Raw genomic sequence first — 23680 nt, forward strand, 5'->3', positions numbered from 1 at the left:
TACTTGCCGATAACAGGAGACCGCATGACCGTCCTCACCTCCCAGATCAGCACCACGTCCGAAAGCTTTACTGCCAATACAAAGCGAATGCAGGCACTGGTCGGTGATATCCGGGCCAAGGCGGAACTGGTAATCAAGGGCGGTACGGATGAGGCGCGCGAGCGACACACGTCGCGCGGCAAGCTCCTCCCGCGTGATCGCTTGGCGCAGCTTCTGGATGCCGGTTCGCCCTTTCTGGAAATTGGCCAGTTTGCCGCCTGGGATATGTATGACGATACAATTTCATCCGCCGGTCTGATTGCAGGGATCGGCCGGGTATCCGGCAAGGAAGTGATGATCGTCATCAATGATGCGACGGTGAAGGGTGGCACCTATTATCCGTTGACGGTGAAAAAGCATCTGCGGGCGCAGGAGATCGCCATGCAGAATAATCTGCCCTGCCTCTATCTTGTGGATTCCGGTGGCGCAAATCTTCCCAACCAGGACGAGGTGTTTCCGGATCGAGAGCATTTTGGCCGTATCTTCTACAACCAGGCAAACATGTCGGCGGCGGGCATCCCGCAGATCGCCGTGGTCATGGGATCATGCACGGCGGGTGGCGCCTATGTGCCCGCCATGTCGGAAGAAACCATCATGGTCAAAGGCCAGGCAACGATTTTTCTTGCCGGCCCTCCCTTGGTCAAAGCAGCGACAGGTGAAGAGGTTTCGGCAGAGGAACTCGGCGGTGCGGAAGTGCATACACGCGAGTCCGGCGTTGCCGACCACTACGCCGTGGATGATGCGCACGCGCTTGCCATTGCCCGGCGTATCGTTGGAAACCTGAATCGAAAGAAGGAGATAGGTCTCGATCTTCGCAAGGTGATTCCGCCGCTTTATGATCCACATGAACTTTACGGCATCATACCGAGCGATCTGCGCCAGCCATACGATGCGCGGGAATTGATCGCCCGCATTGTCGATGGTTCGGAATTCGACGAGTTCAAGCAGAACTATGGCACGACGCTGATAACCGGCTTTGCGCATCTCTACGGCATGCCGGTTGGTATCATCGCCAATAATGGCGTGCTATTTTCCGAGAGCGCGCTGAAAGGTACCCATTTCATCGAGCTGTGCACGCAGCGCGGCATCCCGCTGGTCTTCCTGCAGAACATCACCGGGTTCATGGTTGGACGCTCCTACGAGGCTGGCGGGATCGCCAAGGATGGCGCCAAGCTTGTCACGGCTGTCGCTACAGCGCGTGTGCCCAAGGTAACGATGATCGTCGGCGGTTCGTTTGGCGCCGGCAATTACGGCATGTGCGGCAGAGCCTTTTCGCCGCGCTTCCTCTGGATGTGGCCGAATGCCCGCATTTCGGTCATGGGCGGCGAACAGGCGGCCACCGTTCTGGCGCTGGTCAAGCGAAAGGGCATCGAGCGCAAGGGTGGAGAGTGGTCAGCCAGCGATGAAGCGGCATTCCGGGCGCCGATTCTTGAAAAATATGAGCGCGAGGGTCATCCGCTCTATTCCTCGGCGCGGCTTTGGGATGATGGCATCATCGACCCGGCAAAAAGCCGCGAAGTGCTGGCGCTTTCCCTTTCTGCAGCGCTGAACGCGCCTATCGAGGAAACGCGCTTTGGCATGTTCAGGATGTGATGGGAGCGAAAACAATGACAAAAATGTTCTCCAGAATCCTCATTGCCAATCGTGGCGAAATCGCCTGCCGCGTCATTCGTACGGCGCAGAGAATGGGTATCGGCACTGTCGCGGTCTATTCCGATGCAGATGCGCACGCGCTGCACGTGGCGATGGCCGATGAGGCGGTTCATATTGGTCCCGCACCCGTCACCGACAGTTATCTGCGGGCCGACCACGTCATCGACGCTGCCCTGAAAAGTGGAGCCGAGGCCATTCATCCTGGCTATGGGTTCCTTTCCGAGAATCCGGGTTTTGTCGATGCCGTGGTGAAAGCCGGTCTGGTCTTTATCGGACCTTCCGCGGATTCCATCCGGGCCATGGGGCTCAAGGATGCAGCCAAACGGTTGATGGAAAAGGCCGGCGTGCCTGTCGTTCCGGGCTATCATGGCGAGGCGCAGGAACTGGTCGTGCTCGCCTCCAAAGCGCGCGAGATCGGTTATCCGGTCCTGATCAAGGCGCGCGCCGGCGGTGGCGGCAAAGGCATGCGCAAGGTCGACAATCCCGATGATTTCGCCGAGGCGCTGGGAAGCGCGCGGCGCGAAGCCAAGAGTGCGTTTGGTGATGATCGTGTGCTGGTTGAAAAGTACATCGCCAAACCCCGCCATATCGAAGTGCAGGTATTTGGCGACAATCACGGCAATGTTGTGCATCTCTACGAGCGCGATTGCTCGCTGCAACGCCGCCATCAAAAGGTCATCGAGGAAGCCCCTGCCCCAGGCATCACCGCAGAGGTGCGCTCTGCAATGACCAGTGCGGCCGTCAAGGCAGCGCAAGCGATCAACTATTCCGGCGCGGGCACCATCGAATTTATCGTCGATGCCACGGAAGGGCTGAAGCCCGACCGTTTCTGGTTCATGGAAATGAATACGCGGCTGCAGGTGGAACACCCGGTAACCGAGATGATCACCGGGCTTGACCTGGTAGAGTGGCAATTGCGTGTTGCGGCAGGCGAAGAGTTGCCACTATCCCAAAAGCAAATCCCTCTCTACGGCCATGCTATCGAGGCGCGGCTCTATGCGGAAGACCCTGCGAAAAGTTTCCTGCCAGCCATCGGCACGCTGCACCATCTGTCGTTTCCCAATGCACTGCAGGACGGCGAGGTTCGTGTCGAAACCGGCGTTCGGACTGGCGATACGATCTCGCCCTACTATGATCCAATGATCGCCAAGCTTGTGGTGCACGGCGCCGATCGCCCATTTGCGCTTGCCGCAATGGAGAGCGCACTGAGCCAAACGGAAATTGCCGGTACGACCACGAACGCGCCATTCCTGTCGGCGCTGATCCGCCATCAGGGATTTGCCGCAGGTGACGTCGATACAGGACTGATCGACCGCGATCTTGCAGGATTGATCGTTCCCATGGCGACGCCACCTGGTGCCAAGGAACTGGCTATCCTCTCTGCCAGCGGTCTCCTGAAGCGACCGGTCCATGGTGATCCGTGGACTGCCCTGCGCGGCTACAGTCATCACAACGGGCTGGCCTATCCCGTCTTGCTCGAAAACGCCGGACAGATCGTGCGGTATGGTGTGTCAGTGCTTGGAGACGAGCGCTACGCGATTTCCGGTTCCGATGCTGTTATCGAACTGCGTGTACGACATGAACCGCAAGGCTGGCACCTCACCGGCAAGGGCATGAATTTGCGGGCGAAGACCATCGCTATAGCGCATGGCGTAGCCGTAGTCCCCAATGGAATGGCAACGACGTTCAGCATCGCCGATCCTTTTCTGCTCGCCGAACAGACAGGCAGCGCCGGAGACCGGCTTACCGCTCCGATGCCGGGCCTGGTGAAGGCCGTGCGGGTAGCCGCCGGTGATCTGGTCAAAAAAGGTCAGATATTGCTGGTGCTCGAAGCCATGAAAATGGAGCACTCGATTACTGCGCCGCATGATGGCAAAATTGCCGAGATCGTGTCCGGAAACTCGCAAGTCAAAGAGAATTTCCCCTTGGTGCGGTTTGAGGAAGCACCTGCCGATACAACCAAGAATTGAGGCAGAAATGTTGGATAACGCGTGCTAGAACGAGCGCGGCACTCGACCGAGCGTCAAATCGAAGAGTTTTCCTACGTCAAGGAGATCGACCCGTGGCTAAAAAATCCCTGCAGACCATCAAACGTGCACCGACCGCTACCCCCAGCGATCTGGGCGGTAACGCAGTGCGCGATATCGCTGGAGCGGTAAATGCTCTGCTCGCAGATACATTCGCAATTTATATGAAGACCAAGAATTTTCACTGGCACATGAGCGGCCCGCACTTTCGCGATTTCCATCTCCTGCTGGACGAACAGGCAGAGCAGATTTTCGCGATGACCGACGTCCTCGCCGAACGGGTCCGGAAGATCGGGGGCACCACGTTGAAGTCCATTGGACAGATCGGCGCCCAACAGCGTATCCCCGACAATGATGCCAATTTCGTCACGCCGGAAGACATGCTGGCGGAGCTCCGCGACGACACCAAAAGCTTCATCGGCTATCTGCGCCAGGTTCACGAGCTCTGCAGCGAGCATGGCGACAGCGCCACCACAAGTATCATCGAAAACTTCATAGATGAGACAGAGCGCAGGCACTGGTTCCTGTTCGAAGCCACACGCGTCGGACCGGCCAGCATCTAAGCGGCGAACAAAACAAACTCCAGCTTTCCAAGCTGGAGTTTCCAATGCTCAATCATTGGCCTTGACCGGCCGGGCCTTCTGGTCCCGGGCGTCGGCGATGAGCGCTTCAACCGCTGAAATGTTGAGAGATAAGGTGGCAACTTTGTTCAATGTGTTGTTATCCGGAAATGCTTTCGACTTGGCAGACAACAATATCAGCTGCTTTTGAGCATCCATTAATCTCGATAGCAATCCTTCAAGATCGTCAAGCATAACTTCCCCGTCTTCATCAAGAATCATACGTACGCACAGCCACACTCCATACGTGACAAGGCAATCAATTGTATACCCACGGTTGCAAACATTACGATATCCCGTTGTGATTGAGTTCACAATATGGGATTTTGTGCAGAATGGGTTGTGGCCTTAGTGGGAGGTCATCCATTCGCGCGCACCACGCAGGGCCGCAGCGATATCGGGCTTCGACATTGATTGAGCAAGTTCCGCCCGCAGTTCTGCCGCCCGGTCGCACCCTTTGATGGCGGCGATATTGAACCATTTATGGGCAGCCACGAGATCGATAGCGCAATCCCGGCCTGTTGCGTACATAATTCCCATTTCGAAGAGAATATCTGTCTGCGCCGAGCCTCCGGCGTGCCCACTATCGGTATATTGAAGATCAAAGCGTGCCATTTTACCAAATTCCTCGTTGAACCCGAATCGTTACTTGACGAATTCCCTGTTAGACTTCTGAGAACCGCTCGTTTTGTTGTTTGGCGTGTTCTTTTGATGCTTTCGATAATGCAGCATAGGCTTGAAATTGCTGTTAAAGGGCATGATTAACCGGGCACAAACAAAACAAAAACAACTCGTAAATTTGGGAATTCATTAAATATAACGCGCCAGCAATTGCGGGTATTTGTCGAAAACTCTCGTAAAATGCAGGTAAGCCATTTCAAGCATTTGATAACCAAAGAACAGGTTTGCCAGGCGAGGAGTGATTATAATTTCGTGACATTGCATGGCTGCAAGGATCGAAATTCTGTCGAAAGTGACCTTGAATTACGTTTACGTATGCGTAATATCGCCGGACTGCGTGGATGGTGTGCAGCCACGCATTTCGGGAGGAAAGTATGAAGCGCAAAATAGTGCTGGCCTGTGCCGGTTTCATCTTCATGGCAGGCCCTGCCCTTGCGGAAGAGCCTATCGTTGGCTCCTGGAAGCGGCCAAACGGAACCATCATTCAGTATTCGTCGTGCGGTGCGGATTCCTACTGCGGCACCGTTTTGACGGGGGAGTACAAGGGCAAATCGATTGGTTCAATGTCGGGCAAAGACGGGTCCTATAAGGGCACGGTCAACAAGCTCGATGAAGGCAAGACCTATAATGGCAAGGCGACGGCCAGCGGGAGCAAGCTCTCGCTTTCCGGATGCGTGATGGGTGGGCTGATCTGCAAGAGCGAAAGCCTGACGCGGCAGTAGACAACGCCGGGGCCTAGACCAGATGCCACTTGGCAATATGACGGAAAATGTTATCTTGTTGTTGGAGCAGGAGGCAGGTTTTCACCCGCCTCCCTTTTCTTAGTTTATTGAAAAGGACCCGGACGATGACTTGCTTGCCTGTCCGGGTCCTTTTCAATTCCAGGGTGACCCTAGTGCCCCGCGGCGCGTGATACGACCACTTCTCCTCCATCTCCGACAAATCAAACAGTGAGCAATCCTGCTGCTGCGCAAGCTGATGCCCGAAATGGCTCAAGAAAGTGGTGACCGCAAACTTGACCTTGTCGATGGCGACCTTTATAAAACCGATAGGTTATTTAACTGAAGAGTTATGCACAAATCGGAGGAAAGAGTGAAAAACACATTTCATGGAAGCTGTCATTGCAGCGCTGTCCGCTTCGAGGCCGACATCGATCTCGACCATGGTACGAGCAAATGTAACTGCTCGCTTTGTGCAAAGACACGCTTCTGGAAGGCATTCGTTGACGAAAATGCCCTTCGGATAACAGCTGGCGCAAATCATTTGACTGAATACCAGTTTGGCAGCCGAACCATCGTCCATTTCTTCTGCCGGACGTGTGGGATCAAACCCTTCGGCTGTGGTGAAACAGCGGATATGGGTGTGTTCTACGCAATAAACGTCGCCTGTCTGGACGATTTGACCCCTGAGGAGCTATTGAGCGCTCCCGTTGAGTACCAGGATGGAAAGCACGATCATTGGGAGCGTCAACCTGCAGAAATTCGCCATTTGTAAAGTAATTTACATAATACCAGTTATGGCTTGCGTTGCCCCATTTTCTTTAAATTCAATCGATTAGACTAAGGTATAATTGTGGAAATTCGCGATATCTCCTATGAATCAGCTTTCAGCGTGAAGTTGTTTCGAAATGCCGAATATTGAAGTTCCTTTATCTTGCATTGTTGAGTCATCGTCGTTTGTGTGCATCCTCCCAGCATACAAAGCCTGAGTGAAATTCTGGGAGGCCAAGAATAAAAACAGCATCGTCTATTTTATTCGTTGGTACGTCGCCTGCCTGGATTGAACAATGCAAGACCAAGACGCCTGGACAGATCCTTCGCTGGTCATAGGCAAAAAGACAGGCAGCCATGGTGGTCCCTCCATGGTTGCCTTTTTGCTTTCAAAATTTTGAAGAGTTAAGCAAAGATTTCCTGTCCCATAGCCGCGTCCGAACAAGAGCCTTTCATGCTCGCATAGGGTCAAGGCTGGTGAGGCCGAAAACCAAACCTTGCCACCGGGACAATCCCACCGCTCGGCTTGAATTCACCCCCGTCGGTGGAACAGCTTGCTGATTTGCCAGGCAAAAACCAAGCATCGGTTTCCGCGCCTCAATTGCTCTTGGGTGGACGACGTACGATTCAAGAAAGCACACTTCCTGTTGAACGCGCGATGAACGAACGCATCAGCTTTGGTTCAGATCGGTTGAGCCATTGTCTCGAAACCAACAACGCAAAGCTACACCGGGACAAGGAGTGAGGGGATCATGATACAATCAACCGCAAATTTATCGCTGCTTTTTCTGCGTGCGCTGATTTTCTCCGCCATTCTTGTTGGTCCTGTCGTGGCTTTTGCTGCGAGCTATGAGGGGCGGAACCCATCAAATGGCGGCATAGGGCTGGTTCTCCTCGTTAGCCTGCAGAGAGTTTAGAGCGGTTTGCAGTCATATTGAATCATCCTGCCGGAGGGAATTTGATTCAAGGCCGAGAGGTTTGGCGAGGCGATGCCTATCCATCAGACAAAGCCAAAACCCGAAGGATTTTGGCCTAAATCACCCGGCCCACTGATCGAACCGCGTTTCTGCGAAACGGGGTTCGATCAGCGGGTTTAACAGCTTGTTGGTTTGCGAGAGCAAACCAACGGCCGGGTTTCCGGCTGGCGGCCAACCACTTGTCGGGCGGCGTCGGACGATGGAAACACATCGACCTCGCCACCTTCCGCGTGGATGTCTCGCCATCCGAGAAACAGGATCGATCCAATATGATTGCAAACCGCTCTAAGACGCCGCTTTTCAAGTGTCATACTATGTCACTATATTGGGGCATGGACAAAAGAATCGGAACCAAGAAGCCCACCGCCATCAGCATGCCCAGCCATGTGGAAGCGCAAGAATTTACCGATGCCAAGGCAGCTGTTCAGGCGCTCAGCGTGCTTTATGAACGCAATACGCAATTTTTGCGCGATGCCTTCGACAGGGTTGCGCGAGGCGAAGAACGCGACACAATGCATTTCCGCGCTTTCTATCCGGAAGTGCGTCTTTCCACATCGAGCTATGCGCAGATCGATTCCCGCCTGGCATTCGGCCATGTGTCGGCGCCCGGCCAATATACGGCGACGATCACGCGGCCGGACCTGTTCGACAATTATCTTGAGGAACAGATAAGGCTGTTGATCCGCAACCACGGCGGTCCTGTGACGGTGCAGGAATCCACAACGCCTATCCCCATCCACTTTGCCTTTCTTGAGGGCACCCACGTGGAATCATCTGTAGCGGATGCATTCACCCGCCCGCTTCGCGATCTCTTCGATGTACCGGATCTCGCAGCGACGGATGATCGCATCGTCAACGGCGAATATGAAACCGACGACCTCGACAGCATCATGCCTCTGTCGCCATTTACCGCACAACGGGTCGACTATTCCCTGCACCGACTGTCGCACTACACGGCGACGCGACCGATGCATTTTCAGAACTACGTGCTGTTTACCAACTACCAGTTCTACATCGACGAATTTTGCGCATTGGCGCGCGGACTGATGGCGGAAGGCGGCGGCAGCTATCAGCGGTTTATCGAGCCGGGTAACCTCATCACCGAAGCCGGTGATGATGCGCCGACGTCGGGCGTACCGATTGGCCGGCTACCGCAGATGCCGGCTTATCACCTCGCACGTGACGACAGTTCGGGCATCACCATGGTCAATATCGGTGTCGGCCCTTCCAACGCCAAGACGATTACCGATCATATCGCCGTGCTGCGGCCGCACGCCTGGCTGATGCTTGGCCACTGCGCCGGGCTGCGCAACACGCAAGCGCTTGGCGACTATGTGTTGGCCCATGCCTACGTGCGCGAAGATCATGTGCTGGATGACGATTTGCCGGTCTGGGTGCCGATCCCCGCACTTGCCGAAGTGCAGGTCGCACTCGAACAGGCAGTCGCGGAAATTACCGGGCTCGAGGGATATGATCTGAAGCGCGTCATGCGTACCGGAACCGTGGCAACAATCGACAACCGCAATTGGGAGCTACGGGACCAGCGCGGCCCCGTTAAACGGTTGTCGCAATCGCGCGCGATCGCACTTGACATGGAATCGGCGACAATTGCGGCGAATGGTTTTCGCTTTCGCGTGCCTTACGGAACGCTTCTCTGCGTCTCCGACAAGCCGCTGCACGGTGAATTGAAACTGCCGGGCATGGCGACGGAGTTTTACAAACGCCAAGTGGCGCAACACTTGCAGATCGGCATTCGTGCCCTTGAAAAACTGGCTGAAATGCCACCCGAGAAACTGCACTCCAGAAAGTTGCGCAGTTTCTACGAGATGGCGTTTCAGTAGAGCTTATTTGCGAGGGCCAAGAAGAGCGAAAGACACACCCTGCGGGTCGAGCGCCTGCAAAACCCACTGCTCGCCGGGGACTTCCATCGGCCCGAAGACAACCTTGCCGCCCTTGTCCTTGATCCGCGATTCAGCGGCGTTGATGTCGTCCACACAGATATAGTAGCACCAGGCTGGACGGGATGACGGCTCAGGATTGTTCATCATGGCGCCAAACATTTGGCCGTCGCGCTCTACGATCTGGTATGTGCCCATGCCGCCCATATCCATGGCTTCGCCCTTCGTCCAGCCAAATAAGCCGGAATAGAATTCAAAGGCGCCCTTCCAGTCGCTGGTGTTCAATTCGTGCCAGCCGACTGTACCCGGCGCAGGGGGCTTTGGGTTGTCGCCGCGATCCTCCATCGATGGCTTGAACAGAGTGAACGGCGCGCCCTGCGGATCAGCAGCGATCGCGAACCTGCCGACTTCCGGTATGTCCTGCGGTTCGACTGTTATCTTGCCTCCCGCATCCTTTACGCGAACGGCAAACTGATCGACGTCGTCGACCGCAATATAGCCGGACCACATTGACTCGACGCCGGTATTGCAGCCCTCCGGTGTTGTCATCATACCGGCAACCGGAGCCTCGCCTACTTTCATCAAGGTGTATTTCATCTGCGGATGGCCAGCGTCTTGTGCACTCCAGCCGACGACATTGCTGTAGAAGCGCTCGGCAGATTCCGCATCGCTGGTCATCAGTTCATACCAAACAAAATTACCGGAATTGGACATGATAGCTCCTCCTTCTCATGATCGACCGGATTGTATAGATGGCTTGTGATTGAATATTGACAATTATGTTGATATCAACATATATAGGCCATGTCAAAGCCCATTTCAGTTCCTTACGAAACAACGATCCATGTTCGCGATACGTGCCTGTGTCTTGCTGTACAGCGGGCGGCGCGTGCCCTCGCCCGGCGCTTTGATGAAGCGTTGCGGCCATATGATCTCACCAACGGACAGTTTTCGCTATTGATGTCGCTGAACCGGCCGACGCCGCCCAACCTGAGCTCCGTCGCCTCATTGCTCGCGATGGACCGGACGACGCTCACCGCTGCCCTCAAGCCGCTGGAGCGCCGCGGACTGGTGAGGGTTGTGGTCGATCCTGCCGACAAACGTAGCCGCCTCATGGCACTGACGCCGGATGGTATGCACCTGCTTTCGGAAGTCGTGCCTATATGGAAGAAATCACATGGTAAACTTGAAGAACTGCTCACAGACGGCGAGCATGATCGACTTCTAAAGGGCTTGAAGAAGCTCTTGTGATTTTAATCAACTGCATGGGCCAAGATGTTGACCAATCGCCCGGTTGGGTCGCGGACGTAGAAACGCCGTACGCCCCAGGGCTCATCTGCGATATCATATGCGATCTCATAGCCGGCCTTTCTCGCCCGCTCATAGACCATATCGACATCCTCCACTTCGATCGAAATGTCGGGCACAGGGGTGCCTGATCCTCCTCCGCTCGCGATGCTGATCTGCGGCCTTGCCGGAATGTCCGATGCAAATGTCAGAATCCATCCATGATCCATGACGACTTTCAGTTCCAGCAAGGTTTCATAGAAGTCACGAGCGCTGCCGGGGTCAGGACATGCAAAATTTGGAACGATACGTTTTACGATCACGGGACACCCTCCGCAAGATTGAGTCTCGTCCGAGCTCTCACACTAATCATCTCTGTCATGCGCCTAAAGTCCAAAACAGCGCTGCTTGGAAATAATGGAAAAGCTGCTATATTCCGGTTTGGAGTGAGGAGCGGGTTTTCACCCGCCCCTCCTTTTTCTGACTAGTTGAATTGAACCCGGATGCTGAGCGACCAACTCGTCCGGGTTCTTTTCGTAGTCAGCGTGATACTAAATGGTAACCACCACAAAGTTCACCTCCAGTTTTATCCGCAGGGCCCGTGCCGGGTCGAGGAGGCCCATCTTCTCGATGCGCCGGTTCGCTCGGCGCTTGCTGCTTCTGCTTATAAAACTCCTCCACACATGGCTGGAATTGTCGCAGACCACAACGAATGCAGGGTTGCATAAAATGCGGGCGAACGGCGCTGCGGGTTGTCCCAAGATCACAAGCACTGCCATCTTGATTGCGTCGCAATTGCCGGTTTAATGCGGAGGATGACGACAGAGAACAAGCTATCGTGGATAAGACTTGCCGCCGTATTGGTACCGGTGATGTTTTCGGTGCCGCTGGTACTGGGATTTTTCGGCGCGGCCCATCCGCTCTTCGATTCTTTTGCGCATTTCCGCATGCATCTTGCGGTGCTGATGGCGGTATCTGCCATTCCAGCCCTCATTCTCGGACTGTGGCGAGAAGGTTTGATGGCAATGGTGTTGGCATTGACCGCGCTTGGTACAGTGCTTGTTCCCTCCCCGGCACCTTCCGCAGAAGCTGAAACAGCCCAGCCGGAATACAAACTGATGCAGCTGAACCTGCGCTACGACAATCGTCACCAGGCTGATGTCCTTCGCTTGATCGCGCAAGAAGCCCCCGATGTCATCACCTTGCAGGAAGTATCCACAGCGTGGCGCCCCAAACTGAAAGCGATCGAAGCACGCTATCCCTATAATCTCTACTGCCCTAACCGCAGCCACATTGGCGGCGTTGCAATTCTCTCCCGCCGTCCATTCGCCCTCGGAACCACGCCACAATGTGTCGACAGTCTGATCGGTCTCGCACGCGTTGATTTCGGGGGACGCAGCGCCGTTATTACTGCAATCCACCTCGACTGGCCGTGGCCCTATGGCCAAGCCAGCAATGTTGAGACGATCAAGCCCTACTTCGAGCGGCTCCAAGGTCCAATGATCATTGCCGGCGATTTCAACGCGACAGGCTGGAGTCAGACACTTAAAACCATCACCGAAGTGAGTAAGACATCGTCAGCCGAAGGCTTACGCCCGAGCTGGCTCGTGAACGGCACATTCGCACATGCGGCGCGCTGGGTTGGCCTGCCGATCGATCACATCCTCGTTTCGGACCGAATTGTTCAAACGCGAGTCGAAACACTGCAGCCTGTCGGCTCGGATCATTTGCCGCTGCTGCTACGCTTTTCGATTAGCGGTGTTGATGACAATGGCGGTCCAGATCAGCAGACGGTGCTGAGACAAGGCAATCACATATTCTGATAGACCGGTCCTTCGCCGCCCTGTGGTGGCACCCAGTTGATGTTCTGGTTGGGGTCCTTGATATCGCATGTCTTGCAGTGCACGCAGTTCTGCGCGTTAATCACGAACTTCGGGCCGTTTGCCTCCTCGACCCACTCGTAGACACCGGCCGGGCAGTAACGTGCCGAAGGCCCGGCATAGACTTCGAGTTCGGAGCTTTTCTGCAGACCCATGTCTTTGACGATCAGGTGAACCGGCTCGTTTTCCTCATGATTGGTGTTCGACAGGAACACCGAGGAGAGGCGGTCGAAGGTCAGGACGCCATCAGGCTTTGGATAGGCGATGGGAGCGTATTTGCTCGCAGGTTCGAGTGAGGCCGCGTCGGTCTTGCCATGCTTCCACGTGCCGAAGGGTGACCAGCCGCCAAAGATCGTGTTGAGCCACATATCGAGACCGCCGAGCATGACACCGCCGATTGTGCCAAGCTTCGACCACATGGGCTTGACGTTACGCACACGCTTCAAATCCTTGCCGATCTCACTTGAGCGCCAAGCGTTCTCGTAAGCAATAAGCTCGTCATTGGCACGCCCGGCGGCGATCGCTTCCGCCACATGTTCGGCGGCTAGCATGCCGGAGAGCATGGCATTGTGCGAACCCTTGATACGCGGCACATTGACGAAGCCAGCAGAGCAGCCGAGCAGCGCCCCTCCGGGGAAGGACAGCTTCGGCACTGACTGCCAACCGCCTTCAGTGATCGCCCGCGCACCATAGCCCAGGCGCTTGCCGCCTTCGAAGAGGCCACGAATGGACGGATGGGTCTTGAAGCGCTGGAACTCCTCGAATGGCGCAAGGTAGGGATTCTTGTAGTTGAGGTGCATGACGAAGCCGACGGCGACCGTATTGTCCTCAAGATGGTAGAGGAATGACCCGCCGCCTGTCTTCATGTCCAGTGGCCATCCAAAGGAATGCTGCACGAGGCCGAGCTTGTGCTTTGCCGGATCAACCTGCCACAACTCCTTCAATCCGATACCGAATTTGGCCGGCTCCTTACCTTCATCGAGCTTGAATTTGTTGATCAATTGCTTGGCGAGCGAACCACGCGCACCTTCCGCGATCAGGATATACTTTCCAAGCAGCGCCATGCCCCGCGTGTAGGCCGGTCCGGGACTGCCATCCTTCTCGATGCCCATGTCACCGGTGGCAACACCGACAACAGCGCCATTGTCGTCGTAAAGTACTTCCGAGCCGGCAAAGCCCGGGTAGATTTCTACGCCCAGTTCTTCTGCCTTGGTGCCCAGCCAGCGGCAGACATTGCCGAGCGAGACGATGAAATTGCCATGATTATTCATCAAAGGCGGCATGGCGAAATTCGGGAGACGCACCGAGCCGGAATGTCCGAGAACCAGAAAATGATCGGCCGTAACCGGCGTCTTGAAGGGATGCCCTTCTTCTTCGCGCCAGCCCGGCAGGAGCTTGTCGACGCCGATTGGGTCGACCACGGCGCCGGAAAGGATGTGCGCACCGACTTCGCCGCCCTTTTCCAGGACCACAACCGACAATTCCGGATTGATCTGCTTGAGCTTGATCGCTGCGGATAGACCAGCCGGCCCTCCTCCAACTATAACGACATCAAACTCCATGCTCTCGCGCTCTGGAAGTTCGGTTACCTCGCTCATGCAATCCTCCTAAGAATCATTCCCGTACGCACTTTTGTGCAGTATTTTCCCGTTTTGTAGCGCAACAATAGCCATATGACACAGACAGTCATGCATTCCAGATGCGGCCAATTGCCCTCATTTCACGACGGTTCGCAGAATCTAAATTACTTTAACGTAAACGTCAATATTTTGCATTCTCACAGAGTGTTTGCACAGGATGCGGTTTCAGTCATAATTCAGCTTATTGTCTCGCATGCCAACCGATGGGAGACCTGATGAAACGATACCGCACGGACTGGATGCTGCGTGGCACGATGGCCATCTGCATGCTTTTCGTCGGTTACGTTCCAAGAGGATCGGCACAAGAAGATCCGCGGCTTTGGACTGCGGGGCCTTACTCATTTTCCGATGAGCTTGGCGGCTTCGTCATCCGGTCCATCAGTGGCACGGGAACGATGCAGGATCCGATCATCCTCACGGAAGAGTTCCCCTCGGTAACACCAACAACGCTCATCATTCGTACCGAAAAGATAGCGCAGCTTAACCCGAGCGAGGATGCCGGGATTCTATTCTATCTGCGCGTCCGGGCGACCAACAGCAGTGGTCATCCCTGGGTCGAGTTCGAGTTTGAACTGCAGGAACAGCTTAACGTGCCAAGCGATTATGGCGACGGACTTTCCTTCTACCAGCCAGGTGACAAGAGGGGTATGATCAAATCGACCGGTTACGGCACTTTCAGCGACGACTTCGAGCCCTATGATCGTATGGTGTTCCGGGATGGCAAGATCGATCCCGGTTTTGGCGCGAGCTTTGATTTTCCTATTGCTGATTTCACACCCAAACGCGTGTTTTATCTGGTGCAGGAGCCACGCATTCCTTCCTCCTGACCTTGCAATTGTACCGGCAATTTGCGACTTCAGTGACAAAAGGATTATCGCTTGACCAATTTGCGCGAACTGCTGCATTTCTATGCTGAGGCTGGCGTCGATACGCCTCTCGAAGATGCGCCGGTCGACCGCTTCTCCCAAATCGAGGCAAAGCGTGTTGCGGCTTCGCCCGCGCAGGCCGCTCGGCCTTCCCAGCAGCAGCGACCTGAGCAACCGGCAGCTAGCCAACCGGCTCCATCCATCCTCAGCAAGGCCTCTGTCCCGGACGACGCAAAAATTGCGATGGCGCGGCAGATGGCTTCAAGCGCAGCTACGCTGGAGGAATTGCGCGAGCAGCTCGCCGCATTCGACGGCTGCAACTTGAAATTCACTGCCAAGAACCTCGTGTTCGCCGACGGCAATCCTGCTGCTCCGATCATGTTCGTAGGTGAAGCACCGGGGCGCGAGGAGGATCTTGAAGGTGTGCCGTTCATCGGCCGCTCGGGACAGCTGCTGGATCGCATGTTTGCGGCCATCGGTCTCGACCGGACGAGTGTTTATATCGCCAATACCATTCCTTGGCGTCCGCCTGGCAACCGGACGCCAACGCCACTTGAAGCGGAGATTTGCCGCCCATTCTTCGAGCGCCAGATTGAGCTCGCCAATCCAAGGCTGCTCGTCGCGCTCGGTGGCCCGGCCGCCAAAGCGCTTACCAATGCGACGGAAGGTATTTTGCGCCTGCGCGGAAACTGGAAAGCCCATTTGACCACGTCCGGCATCCAGATTCCGGTGATGCCGACGCTGCATCCGGCTTATCTTTTGCGAAATCCTGCCCAGAAGCGCTTCGCCTGGCGCGATTTCGTCAACGTCAAAATTCGACTGCGTGCATTGACGGACTAGATTGGCGCAAAACTGGAATCCCAGTGTCGTAATCTTTCGCTTGCATGAGCACTGAAACCTGTAGTTTCAGGCATTGAAGCGCAGGATACATATATGTTTCGCCAGCTCTTGCCGATCGCGGCATTATTGACCAGCACCTTTTTGATGCTGACGGCAGGGGGCCTGGCGGGAATCCTGCTCCCCTTGCGCGCGGGCATGGAAGGCTGGTCGCCGACTACCATCGGTTGGCTAGGAACCGGTTATGCGCTGGCATTTACCTGCGGCTGCATCATCGTTCCGCGCCTCGTGCGGCGTGTCGGTCATGTCCGCGTCTTTGCTGTACTTTTGACGCTCCTCAGCATGTCGATGCTGATGCACGGTCTGATCATCGATCCCTGGGCCTGGACGCTGTTTCGGGCGCTGGCCGGTTTTTCATTGGCCGGCAGTTACATGGTGATCGAAAGCTGGCTGAACGAGCGCGTCACCAATTCGACACGCGGCATGGTGTTTTCGATCTACATGATCGTTTCCATGCTCGGACTTCTCGTTGGCCAGTATATTTTGCCGTTCGGCGACCCCGCGACACCGGCCTTGTTCATGATCGGGGCGTTGATCTATGCTGGCGCTCTGGTGCCGACAGGTCTTTCAAATGCGCAGTCACCACGTCCGCTGACGCAGGTATCACTGGACCTTCCCGGACTCTACCGGAAGTCACCCGCCGCGTTGATTGGTTCGCTACTGGCCGGGATCATCGCCGGTGCGTGGAACTTCCTGTCGGCGATCTATGGCCGCGAGATCGGCCTGTCGACGTTCGGCATTGCGACGATGATCGCGAGTTCGATGATCGGCGGCGCAATTTTCCAGTATCCGATCGGCCGTTTCTCGGATTTCGTCGACAGGCGCTACGTGATGGTCGTAGCCGGGATCGGCGGTGTCGCGATATCCCTGACGATGATCATGGTCCAGCCCACTACGCCGTGGGTGGTCTACACGTTGATGTTTGTCTTCGGGACGGTGCTGTTTCCGATCTATTCGCTCAATGTAGCGCATGCCAACGACTTCGCCGAGCCCAGTGAGTTCGTCAAGATTTCCAGCGGACTGCTCATCGTTTATGGCGTCGGCAGCATGATCGGCCCACAGATCGCCGGGCGATTGATGGATCTGAATGGCCCTTCTGGTTTCTTTGTCACAATGGCAATCAGCTATGCGGCCTATGGCTCCTATGCGTTCTGGCGCAGCCTTCGCCGTGCGTCGCAAGCGCCTTCAGAGCGTCCCGATTTCGCCATTCGCCCGCATGACCGGCCGCAGACGCCTGAGACTTTCCAGTTGCACCCGCTGAGCGAGGCGGCACAGGAAGAGTAGGGTCATCCCTGCGGCGTCGAGACCTTGCGAGCGCGAGCCCGGGCGAGGCCGAGCCGATGCTCACGGTATATGATGAAGATGCCGGCACTGATTACGATTGCTGCTCCGGTGATCATCTCCGCTGTCGGGATGTCACCGAAGAGCAGATAGCCGAGGGCAAGACCCAGCAACATGGACGTATATTCGAATGGAGCGATCGCCGACATGTCGGCGTGGCGGTAGCTTTCGGTCAGCAGAATTTGCGCAACGCCGCCCGCAATCCCGGCGAGGATCAGACAGGTCGCCTGAAAGGCAGTCGGCCAGACCCAGCCAAACGGAAGGCTGACCAGCGCAATGACGCTTGAGGCGATCGAAAAGTAGACGACGATGGTTGGTGTACGCTCCGTCTGCACCAGCTTGCGCACGAGCAGCATGGCAATAGCAGCAAGTCCTGCACCGCCCAATGTAGCCAACGCGCCGATAGCCTGATCCGCGCCAAATTCTGTTTCCCCGGTAAAGAACGACATACGCGGCCAAAGGATGATGACAACGCCGACGAGACCGAAGCACACTGCCGACCAGCGATAGAGCCGCACCGTTTCGCGCAGGAAAATTGCACTGCATACGACGGTCAGCAGTGGGGTCGCGTAACTGATTGCGATGGACTCAGGCAGGGGAAGCTTGGTCAGACCATAAAAGCTGAGACTCATGGCACTCACGCCGACGAAGCCGCGCCAGAAATGGCTGAAGGGCTCGCTGGTTTTGAACGCCACAGCCATCTGCCCCTGCCAAGCAATGAAGGCAATGACCGGAAAAATCGCGAAGAAGGAGCGGAAGAATACCAGCTGACCTGCTGGAATACCCTCCGACGCTTTCAAGAGGCTCGACATGCAGACGAATACGCAGACCGAAGCGACCTTGAGGCCAATTCCCAGCATGACATTGGTGCTGCGCGCACGCTCTGCGACAAGTGGTTCACCATCTCGCGGGTGAACGATAGTGGACACGACTGGAATTCCTTGAGGAGAGTAGTTGAAGCAGCGGTAAGGATTGTAGACTGATATATCTTTAGGATGGTTTAAGCGGCCATACCAGTGGGCAATCATTCACGTTGCGTTTGTGAACCAAACAAATCGGCATTTGTTGTGCCCCACAAGAAAGATCGATAGGGTCCCCGCCATCAATAAGGACAGTTAGACGATGCGTACCGATACCGGCCAGGTTTTTCATCTGGAAGATTACAAGCCCACCGATTTTCTCATTCCCGAAACCCACCTCGATTTCAGTCTCCATCCCGAGCGCACAGTCGTCAAATCCACACTGCAGATCGAGCGCAGGGCGGGTGTTGCATCCGACGCTCCTCTCATTCTGGACGGCGACGACCTCAAGCTGGTTGATATCCGCCTCGACGGCGCCGTTCTCGGCGACAATGCGTACATAGCAACGCCGGATCGTCTCGAAATTCGCGGCTTGCCGGAAAATGGCGCTTTCACGCTCGAAATAACCACGGAGATCAACCCGACCACCAATCGGCAATTGACCGGGCTATATCGGTCGAGCGACGTTTATTGCACCCAGTGCGAGGCGGAAGGTTTTCGCCGCATCACCTATTTTCTCGACCGGCCCGACATGCTCTCTGTCTACACGGTGCGTATCGAAGCCGAACGCAACGAAGCGCCATTGCTACTGTCGAATGGCAACCCCAAAGATAAGGGCAAACTTACCAACGGCCGGCATTTTGCCGTCTGGCACGACCCGCATCCGAAGCCAGCCTATCTGTTCGCGCTCGTCGCCGGCGATCTTGGTGTGATCACTGATACCTTCACAACCGCTTCGGGACGTCATGTCGATCTCGGCATCTATGTCGAGCACGGCAAGGAGCCCCGGGCGCTTTATGCCATGGATGCGCTGAAGCGTTCAATGAAATGGGATGAGGATGTCTTCGGCCGTGAATATGATCTCGACGTGTTCAACGTCGTCGCGGTCTCGGATTTCAACATGGGCGCTATGGAAAACAAGGGGCTCAACGTCTTTAACGACAAGTACGTGCTGGCCGACCCGGACACCGCGACCGATACGGATTATGCCGGAATCGAAGCGGTGATCGCTCACGAATATTTCCACAATTGGACAGGAAACAGAATCACTTGCCGCGACTGGTTCCAGCTTTGCCTGAAGGAAGGGCTGACCGTTTACCGCGACCATGAGTTTTCCGCCGACATGCGTTCGCGCGCCGTCAAGCGCATCGCCGAGGTGAAAGGCCTCAAGGCGCATCAGTTTCCGGAAGATGCCGGGCCGCTCGCCCACCCGGTGCGTCCGCGCCAGTTCCGCGAGATCAACAATTTCTACACCTCGACCGTCTATGAAAAAGGTTCCGAGGTCGTGCGTATGATCCGTACCATTCTCGGGCCGGAACTCTTCCGCAAGGGCATGGACCTCTATTTCGAGCGCCATGATGGCGATGCCGCGACGATCGAGGATTTCATCAAGGTCTTCGAGGATGCGTCGGGCGAAGATCTCAGCCAGTTTGCGCTCTGGTACGACCAGGCCGGGACTCCCAATCTCGCGATCACCTACGACTATGATCAGGCAACCAAGACCTTCGAAATCGAGATCGAACAGTCGCTGAAGCCCACACCGGGCCAGACTTCGAAAAAGCCGATGCACATCCCCGTGCAGTTTGCGCTGCTTGGTGCAAAAGGTCGGGAGCTTAAGCCGCGCTCGGCGAAGGGCGGTCTGGTCAAGGACGACGTCATCCATCTGCGCAAGCGCAAGGAGCGCTTCAGCTTTTCCGGTATCCCGGAACGCCCGGTCCCTTCACTGCTGCGCGGCTTTTCGGCACCGGTGACGCTTACCAGCGAATTGACCCGGACGGACCTCGCCTTCCTCGCCCGCAACGACGGCGATGAGGTGACGCGCTGGCAAGCCCTTACCCAACTGCTCAACGCCAAGCTGACGAGCAATGCCAAACGCGTCCGCGGCGGCAAGCCGGCGACAATCGAGAACTCGTCGATCAAGCTCCTCGGCGAGATCGCGTTTAATGTAACGCTGGATGAGGCGTTTCGGGCGCTGTGCCTTAGCATCCCGTCCGAAAGCGACATTGCGCGTGAACTTGGCGCGAATATTGACCCGGATGCCATTCTTGGCAGCCGCGATGCATTGATCAGCGCCGTGGCCGAAGCACATGCAGGGAAGTTCGCGCAAACTTATAGCGAGCTCGCGCGGGTGGGCTCGTTCAAGCCGGACGCGGCCGGAGCAGGTCGCAGAGCGCTGCGCAACGTGCTACTCGATTATCTGAGCGTCGCCGAGAGTAGTTCGAAGCGGGCCGCGACGCAGTTCAAAAACGCCGACAATATGACAGATCGGGCTGCTGCGCTTGGTGTGCTCGTCCAGCGCTTTGGCGACAGTGATGCGACAAATCATGCACTGCAGGCCTTCGAGGCGCGTTTCGGCAATGATCCGCTCGTCATGGACAAATGGTTCGTGGTGCAGGCGATGCAGCCGGGAAATGGAGCGCTGGACAAGGTGCGCGAGTTGATGACCCACAAACTGTTTTCGCTCGACAATCCCAATCGCACCCGGGCTTTGATCGGCGCGTTTTCCAGCGGTAATCAGACGGGCTTCAATCGCGCCGACGGCGCCGGCTACAAGTTCTTCGCCGAGACAATCCTGACCATCGACAAAAAGAACCCGCAGCTTGCCGCACGGCTTCTGACGGCGATGCGCTCGTGGCGATCCTTCGAACCCGTACGGCGGGAGCATGCGCGTGAATCGCTGGCGAACATCGCCAGAGAGACGGGACTTTCGGCCGACGTGCGGGACATTGTCGAGCGGACTCTGGCCTAGAGAGGGCGTCTGCGGGTTATCCACCGCCCTGTTTGTTCATCGTCCTCGGGCATCGCCCGAGGGTATCTTGAGTCATTTCAAGGAGTTATGACTCGTCGTTTGATTGTAGTTTTGGCTCGCCACAAGTATTGATAAATATTTAACAAAGGGACTAGACACGCAGAATCAGTTTTGATTCACTACAGGTGCTTCGGATGTGCGGCGTGCCGAAGCAAATCACTGATACAAAGCTAAAATGAGGGGGCCATTCAATGGCAAATGCGGACGCGTATCGCGCGCCGACGGGGAAGAATTATGCCAAAAGCCGGAACGATGCGCGGGGGCGCAACCGGCTTTCGGGTCACATAAAACTTCTCGCCGATCCCGCCTATGGCAAGCTGCTTGCCGCCGAGCCCTATCTGCGCCGTGCTATTCCGCCTCTCATCATTATCTTCCTGCTCGCACTTGCGCTCGCGCGCTCCATGTCACTTCTCGGCTGGCGTGACGACACGGAGCGCACAGCCCGCGCAGCCTTGTCCATGGCGGCAACCCATGTGGCGAGCGTCATCGACAATCGCATGAATGGCGGCCAAAAACTGAGCCCGGGTGACCTGCAGAACATCATCGGCGAAATCCGCGCCAACGATCTGATCCCATCGGGCATGTGGTTCGCAATCGCGAATGATGAAGCGAACATCGTGGTCTCATCCGATGGTGGTGACTATTGGCGCAACAAGAATCTCGAGCGCTTCGTCACCGAAGGGCAACCGCTTTTCCTCTTTGGGGACCGGGCCGGCGCAATGGCGGTAAAAGTTGAAGGCACACCTGCCCTCGCCGCCTTTAGCCGGTCGGGCAATGGCGCTTATTCAGTCTTTGTCATGCACCCTGTCGACGCAGTCTTCGCCGACTGGCGTCGTGTCGTCTCGATCAACGTTACGATGTTCGCCGGCACGGCAATGATCATGCTTATCGTGCTCTACGCGTATTTCAGCCAGGCGGCTCGCGCGCAGGATGCGGACGAGCTCTACCAACATACACAAGCACGAGTGGACACGGCACTGGCGCGCGGCCGCTGTGGGCTGTGGGACTGGGACATGGCGCGCGGGCGGGTCTACTGGTCGCGCTCCATGTATGAGATGCTCGGCTACGAGGCTTATGACGCCATTCTTTCCCTCGGCGACATATCGTCGATCATCCATCCGGACGATGACAAGCTGTATAGTCTTGCGGCGCAGGTGGCAGCCGGCGAAACAAGCCAATTGGACCGCGTGTTCCGCATGCGTCATGCGGAAGGTCATTGGGTATGGATGCGGGTGCGAGCGCAGGTTGCGGATGCAAATGTCGGGGATCTGCATCTCGTCGGCGTCGCCGTCGATGTCAGCGAACAGCACCGTTTCGTTCAGGCGACAGCACAGGCCGATCAGCGTATCCGTGAGGCGATCGAAAGCATCTCGGAGACCTTCGTTTTGTGGGATGCGGATAACCGCCTGGTCATGTCGAACAGCAAGTTCAACGAATATTCAGGGCTCGCCAATGAGTGTCTGCTGCCAGGTATCGGCCGCGAGGAGCTCGAGCCACGGATCCGCGCTGTCGCCCTGGAAAAGCGCATGGCCAATGAACACGGTCGCAATGGCGCGCTGACGTTCGAGCGGCAGTTGGCAGATGGCCGTTGGCTACAGGTCAATGAGCGCCGCACGCAGGACGGGGGCCTCGTGTCTGTGGGTACCGATATCACCCAGTTGAAAGTGCACGAAGAACGATTGGTGGATAGCGAGCGCCGCTTGATGGCGACCATTCACGACCTGAGCCTTGCGCGCAAATCCGAGATCGAACGTACGCTGGAGCTTACCGAACTCAACAGCAAATATGCTGTCGAGAAGGAGCGTGCAGAAGCGGCAAACCGGGCGAAATCAGAATTTCTCGCCAACATGTCACACGAATTGCGCACGCCACTTAATGCCATCATCGGCTTCTCGGAAATCATGCATTCTGGAACGTTTGGCGCGCTCGGCTCCGACCGCTACGTGGAATATGTCCACGACATACATACCAGCGGCAACTACCTTTTGAACGTCATCAACGACATACTTGACATGTCAAAGATCGAGGCCGGGCATTTCTCGCTGGATCGCGAGGAGATCGATCTTTGCCCGCTTATCCGCGAGACCGTGCGCGTCGTGTCACTGCAGGCACAGGAAAAGGACGTGAAGGTCGAGACCAGGATCGCGGAAAGTGTCACGCTCAATGCCGACCGCCGTGCCATAAAACAGATATTGATCAATTTGTTGTCGAATGCAGTGAAATTCACCGATACGGGCGGGCGTATCTCCGTTCGCGCGCGGAAAGTATCGGGTGCGCTTGTTTTCACCATCGAAGATACAGGTTGCGGTATTCCCAAAGACGCGCTGAAGAAGATCGGCCAACCCTTTGAACAAGTTGAGAATCAATTCACAAAATCCCACGCAGGTTCTGGATTGGGCCTCGCCATTTCTCGTTCGTTGACCCAACTACATGGTGGAGCATTGAAGATACGTTCTACCGAAGGAGTTGGTACTATTGTCTCCGTACGGATACCGACAAAATCATTGTAGTTTTTAATACGGACCTAAAATCTTATTCACTTTTAACTATGAAATG

General features: G+C 56.0%; 20 protein-coding genes. 14 read left to right on the top strand and 6 right to left on the bottom strand.

The genetic code is table 11. The features are described from left to right. The first annotated feature begins 24 nt into the window (after window positions 1-24). From C7476_RS22190 to C7476_RS22200, 3 genes are all read left to right on the top strand, one after another. Window positions 25-1632 carry a carboxyl transferase domain-containing protein gene (locus tag C7476_RS22190; protein WP_114432036.1) on the top strand — a complete coding sequence of 536 codons (1608 nt, stop codon included), beginning with the start codon at window positions 25-27 and terminating at the stop codon, window positions 1630-1632. 23 nt (window positions 1633-1655) lie between these two features. Then, window positions 1656-3662, top strand: a complete 2007-nt coding sequence (locus C7476_RS22195; RefSeq protein WP_114432116.1) for an acetyl/propionyl/methylcrotonyl-CoA carboxylase subunit alpha — start codon at window positions 1656-1658, stop codon at window positions 3660-3662. Window positions 3663-3754: 92 nt separating this feature from the next. Then, window positions 3755-4282, top strand: a complete 528-nt coding sequence (locus C7476_RS22200) for a Dps family protein (protein WP_114432037.1) — start codon at window positions 3755-3757, stop codon at window positions 4280-4282. Between the two features lie 48 nt (window positions 4283-4330). Here C7476_RS22200 and C7476_RS22205 read toward each other — a convergent pair whose 3' ends face one another. Together C7476_RS22205 and C7476_RS22210 are read right to left on the bottom strand one after the other, a co-directional pair. After that, window positions 4331-4561 carry a hypothetical protein gene (locus C7476_RS22205; RefSeq protein WP_114432038.1) on the bottom strand — a complete coding sequence of 77 codons (231 nt, stop codon included), beginning with the start codon at window positions 4559-4561 and terminating at the stop codon, window positions 4331-4333. A 126-nt stretch (window positions 4562-4687) separates the two neighbouring features. Continuing rightward, window positions 4688-4954: a sel1 repeat family protein gene (locus C7476_RS22210; protein ID WP_114432039.1), complete on the bottom strand. Its 267-nt coding sequence runs from the start codon at window positions 4952-4954 to the stop codon at window positions 4688-4690. 440 nt (window positions 4955-5394) lie between these two features. Between C7476_RS22210 and C7476_RS22215 the strand changes: the two genes are divergently transcribed. From C7476_RS22215 to C7476_RS22230, 4 genes are all read left to right on the top strand, one after another. Further along, window positions 5395-5742 carry a DUF2147 domain-containing protein gene (locus tag C7476_RS22215; protein WP_114432040.1) on the top strand — a complete coding sequence of 116 codons (348 nt, stop codon included), beginning with the start codon at window positions 5395-5397 and terminating at the stop codon, window positions 5740-5742. Between the two features lie 370 nt (window positions 5743-6112). After that, window positions 6113-6514 (top strand): GFA family protein, encoded by a 402-nt coding sequence (locus C7476_RS22225; RefSeq protein ID WP_114432117.1) that lies wholly within the window; start codon window positions 6113-6115, stop codon window positions 6512-6514. Window positions 6515-7262: 748 nt separating this feature from the next. After that, a complete protein-coding gene (locus C7476_RS28315) occupies window positions 7263-7427 on the top strand; it encodes a hypothetical protein (RefSeq protein ID WP_170113757.1) in 165 nt (54 codons plus the stop codon). A gap of 392 nt (window positions 7428-7819) precedes the next feature. Next, complete coding sequence (locus tag C7476_RS22230) at window positions 7820-9328, top strand: AMP nucleosidase (RefSeq protein ID WP_114432118.1); 1509 nt, start codon at window positions 7820-7822, stop codon at window positions 9326-9328. A gap of 3 nt (window positions 9329-9331) precedes the next feature. Here the strand turns inward: C7476_RS22230 and C7476_RS22235 are convergent, their stop codons facing one another. Further along, window positions 9332-10099 (bottom strand): VOC family protein, encoded by a 768-nt coding sequence (locus tag C7476_RS22235; RefSeq protein ID WP_114432042.1) that lies wholly within the window; start codon window positions 10097-10099, stop codon window positions 9332-9334. A 90-nt stretch (window positions 10100-10189) separates the two neighbouring features. Between C7476_RS22235 and C7476_RS22240 the strand changes: the two genes are divergently transcribed. Further along, a complete protein-coding gene (locus C7476_RS22240; protein ID WP_114432043.1) occupies window positions 10190-10636 on the top strand; it encodes a MarR family winged helix-turn-helix transcriptional regulator in 447 nt (148 codons plus the stop codon). Window positions 10637-10638: 2 nt separating this feature from the next. On the opposite strand, the gene C7476_RS22245 is transcribed toward C7476_RS22240, so the two are convergent. Then, the gene (locus tag C7476_RS22245; RefSeq protein WP_114432044.1) at window positions 10639-10995 is read right to left on the bottom strand and encodes a VOC family protein; all 357 of its coding nucleotides are present in this window, start codon (window positions 10993-10995) and stop codon (window positions 10639-10641) included. Window positions 10996-11487: 492 nt separating this feature from the next. On the opposite strand from C7476_RS22245, the gene C7476_RS22250 reads away from it, so the two are divergent. Beyond that, entirely contained in the window at window positions 11488-12495 is a 1008-nt protein-coding gene (locus C7476_RS22250; protein WP_181872559.1) for an endonuclease/exonuclease/phosphatase family protein, read from the top strand. Here C7476_RS22250 and C7476_RS22255 read toward each other — a convergent pair. Further along, on the bottom strand, window positions 12483-14150 hold the full coding sequence (locus tag C7476_RS22255) for an electron transfer flavoprotein-ubiquinone oxidoreductase (protein WP_114432046.1): 1668 nt from the start codon (window positions 14148-14150) through the stop codon (window positions 12483-12485). The genes C7476_RS22250 and C7476_RS22255 overlap by 13 nt on opposite strands. A gap of 257 nt (window positions 14151-14407) precedes the next feature. Between C7476_RS22255 and C7476_RS22260 the strand changes: the two genes are divergently transcribed. From C7476_RS22260 to C7476_RS22270, 3 genes are all read left to right on the top strand, one after another. Then, window positions 14408-15019 (top strand): hypothetical protein, encoded by a 612-nt coding sequence (locus C7476_RS22260; protein ID WP_245426481.1) that lies wholly within the window; start codon window positions 14408-14410, stop codon window positions 15017-15019. A gap of 51 nt (window positions 15020-15070) precedes the next feature. Next, the gene (locus tag C7476_RS22265; RefSeq protein ID WP_114432047.1) at window positions 15071-15898 is read left to right on the top strand and encodes a uracil-DNA glycosylase; all 828 of its coding nucleotides are present in this window, start codon (window positions 15071-15073) and stop codon (window positions 15896-15898) included. Between the two features lie 93 nt (window positions 15899-15991). Further along, window positions 15992-17239 carry an MFS transporter gene (locus C7476_RS22270; RefSeq protein ID WP_114432048.1) on the top strand — a complete coding sequence of 416 codons (1248 nt, stop codon included), beginning with the start codon at window positions 15992-15994 and terminating at the stop codon, window positions 17237-17239. A 2-nt stretch (window positions 17240-17241) separates the two neighbouring features. On the opposite strand, the gene C7476_RS22275 is transcribed toward C7476_RS22270, so the two are convergent. Next, a complete protein-coding gene (locus tag C7476_RS22275; RefSeq protein ID WP_245426484.1) occupies window positions 17242-18156 on the bottom strand; it encodes a DMT family transporter in 915 nt (304 codons plus the stop codon). 262 nt (window positions 18157-18418) lie between these two features. On the opposite strand from C7476_RS22275, the gene pepN reads away from it, so the two are divergent. Together pepN and C7476_RS22285 are read left to right on the top strand one after the other, a co-directional pair. Further along, window positions 18419-21064 (top strand): aminopeptidase N, encoded by a 2646-nt coding sequence (gene pepN, locus C7476_RS22280; protein ID WP_114432050.1) that lies wholly within the window; start codon window positions 18419-18421, stop codon window positions 21062-21064. 251 nt (window positions 21065-21315) lie between these two features. After that, window positions 21316-23634: a PAS domain-containing sensor histidine kinase gene (locus tag C7476_RS22285; protein ID WP_114432051.1), complete on the top strand. Its 2319-nt coding sequence runs from the start codon at window positions 21316-21318 to the stop codon at window positions 23632-23634. Window positions 23635-23680: the final 46 nt, after the last annotated feature.

The sequence above is a fragment of the Phyllobacterium bourgognense genome (assembly GCF_003337575.1).
GTDB classification, from domain to species: domain Bacteria; phylum Pseudomonadota; class Alphaproteobacteria; order Rhizobiales; family Rhizobiaceae; genus Phyllobacterium; species Phyllobacterium bourgognense.

What these genes read in the sequence shown, in the direction of transcription:
- C7476_RS22255 (WP_114432046.1), bottom strand. Translation starts at nt 14,150, where the DNA reads ATGAGCGAGGTAACCGAACTTCCAGAGCGCGAGAGCATGGAGTTTGAT.
- pepN (WP_114432050.1), top strand. Translation starts at nt 18,419, where the DNA reads ATGCGTACCGATACCGGCCAGGTTTTTCATCTGGAAGATTACAAGCCC.
- C7476_RS22250 (WP_181872559.1), top strand. Translation starts at nt 11,488, where the DNA reads ATGACGACAGAGAACAAGCTATCGTGGATAAGACTTGCCGCCGTATTG.
- C7476_RS22235 (WP_114432042.1), bottom strand. Translation starts at nt 10,099, where the DNA reads ATGTCCAATTCCGGTAATTTTGTTTGGTATGAACTGATGACCAGCGAT.
- C7476_RS22260 (WP_245426481.1), top strand. Translation starts at nt 14,408, where the DNA reads ATGAAACGATACCGCACGGACTGGATGCTGCGTGGCACGATGGCCATC.
- C7476_RS22205 (WP_114432038.1), bottom strand. Translation starts at nt 4,561, where the DNA reads ATGATTCTTGATGAAGACGGGGAAGTTATGCTTGACGATCTTGAAGGA.
- C7476_RS22210 (WP_114432039.1), bottom strand. Translation starts at nt 4,954, where the DNA reads ATGGCACGCTTTGATCTTCAATATACCGATAGTGGGCACGCCGGAGGC.
- C7476_RS22215 (WP_114432040.1), top strand. Translation starts at nt 5,395, where the DNA reads ATGAAGCGCAAAATAGTGCTGGCCTGTGCCGGTTTCATCTTCATGGCA.
- C7476_RS22285 (WP_114432051.1), top strand. Translation starts at nt 21,316, where the DNA reads ATGGCAAATGCGGACGCGTATCGCGCGCCGACGGGGAAGAATTATGCC.
- C7476_RS22270 (WP_114432048.1), top strand. Translation starts at nt 15,992, where the DNA reads ATGTTTCGCCAGCTCTTGCCGATCGCGGCATTATTGACCAGCACCTTT.
- C7476_RS28315 (WP_170113757.1), top strand. Translation starts at nt 7,263, where the DNA reads ATGATACAATCAACCGCAAATTTATCGCTGCTTTTTCTGCGTGCGCTG.
- C7476_RS22275 (WP_245426484.1), bottom strand. Translation starts at nt 18,156, where the DNA reads ATGCTGGGAATTGGCCTCAAGGTCGCTTCGGTCTGCGTATTCGTCTGC.
- C7476_RS22190 (WP_114432036.1), top strand. Translation starts at nt 25, where the DNA reads ATGACCGTCCTCACCTCCCAGATCAGCACCACGTCCGAAAGCTTTACT.
- C7476_RS22230 (WP_114432118.1), top strand. Translation starts at nt 7,820, where the DNA reads ATGGACAAAAGAATCGGAACCAAGAAGCCCACCGCCATCAGCATGCCC.
- C7476_RS22240 (WP_114432043.1), top strand. Translation starts at nt 10,190, where the DNA reads ATGTCAAAGCCCATTTCAGTTCCTTACGAAACAACGATCCATGTTCGC.
- C7476_RS22195 (WP_114432116.1), top strand. Translation starts at nt 1,656, where the DNA reads ATGTTCTCCAGAATCCTCATTGCCAATCGTGGCGAAATCGCCTGCCGC.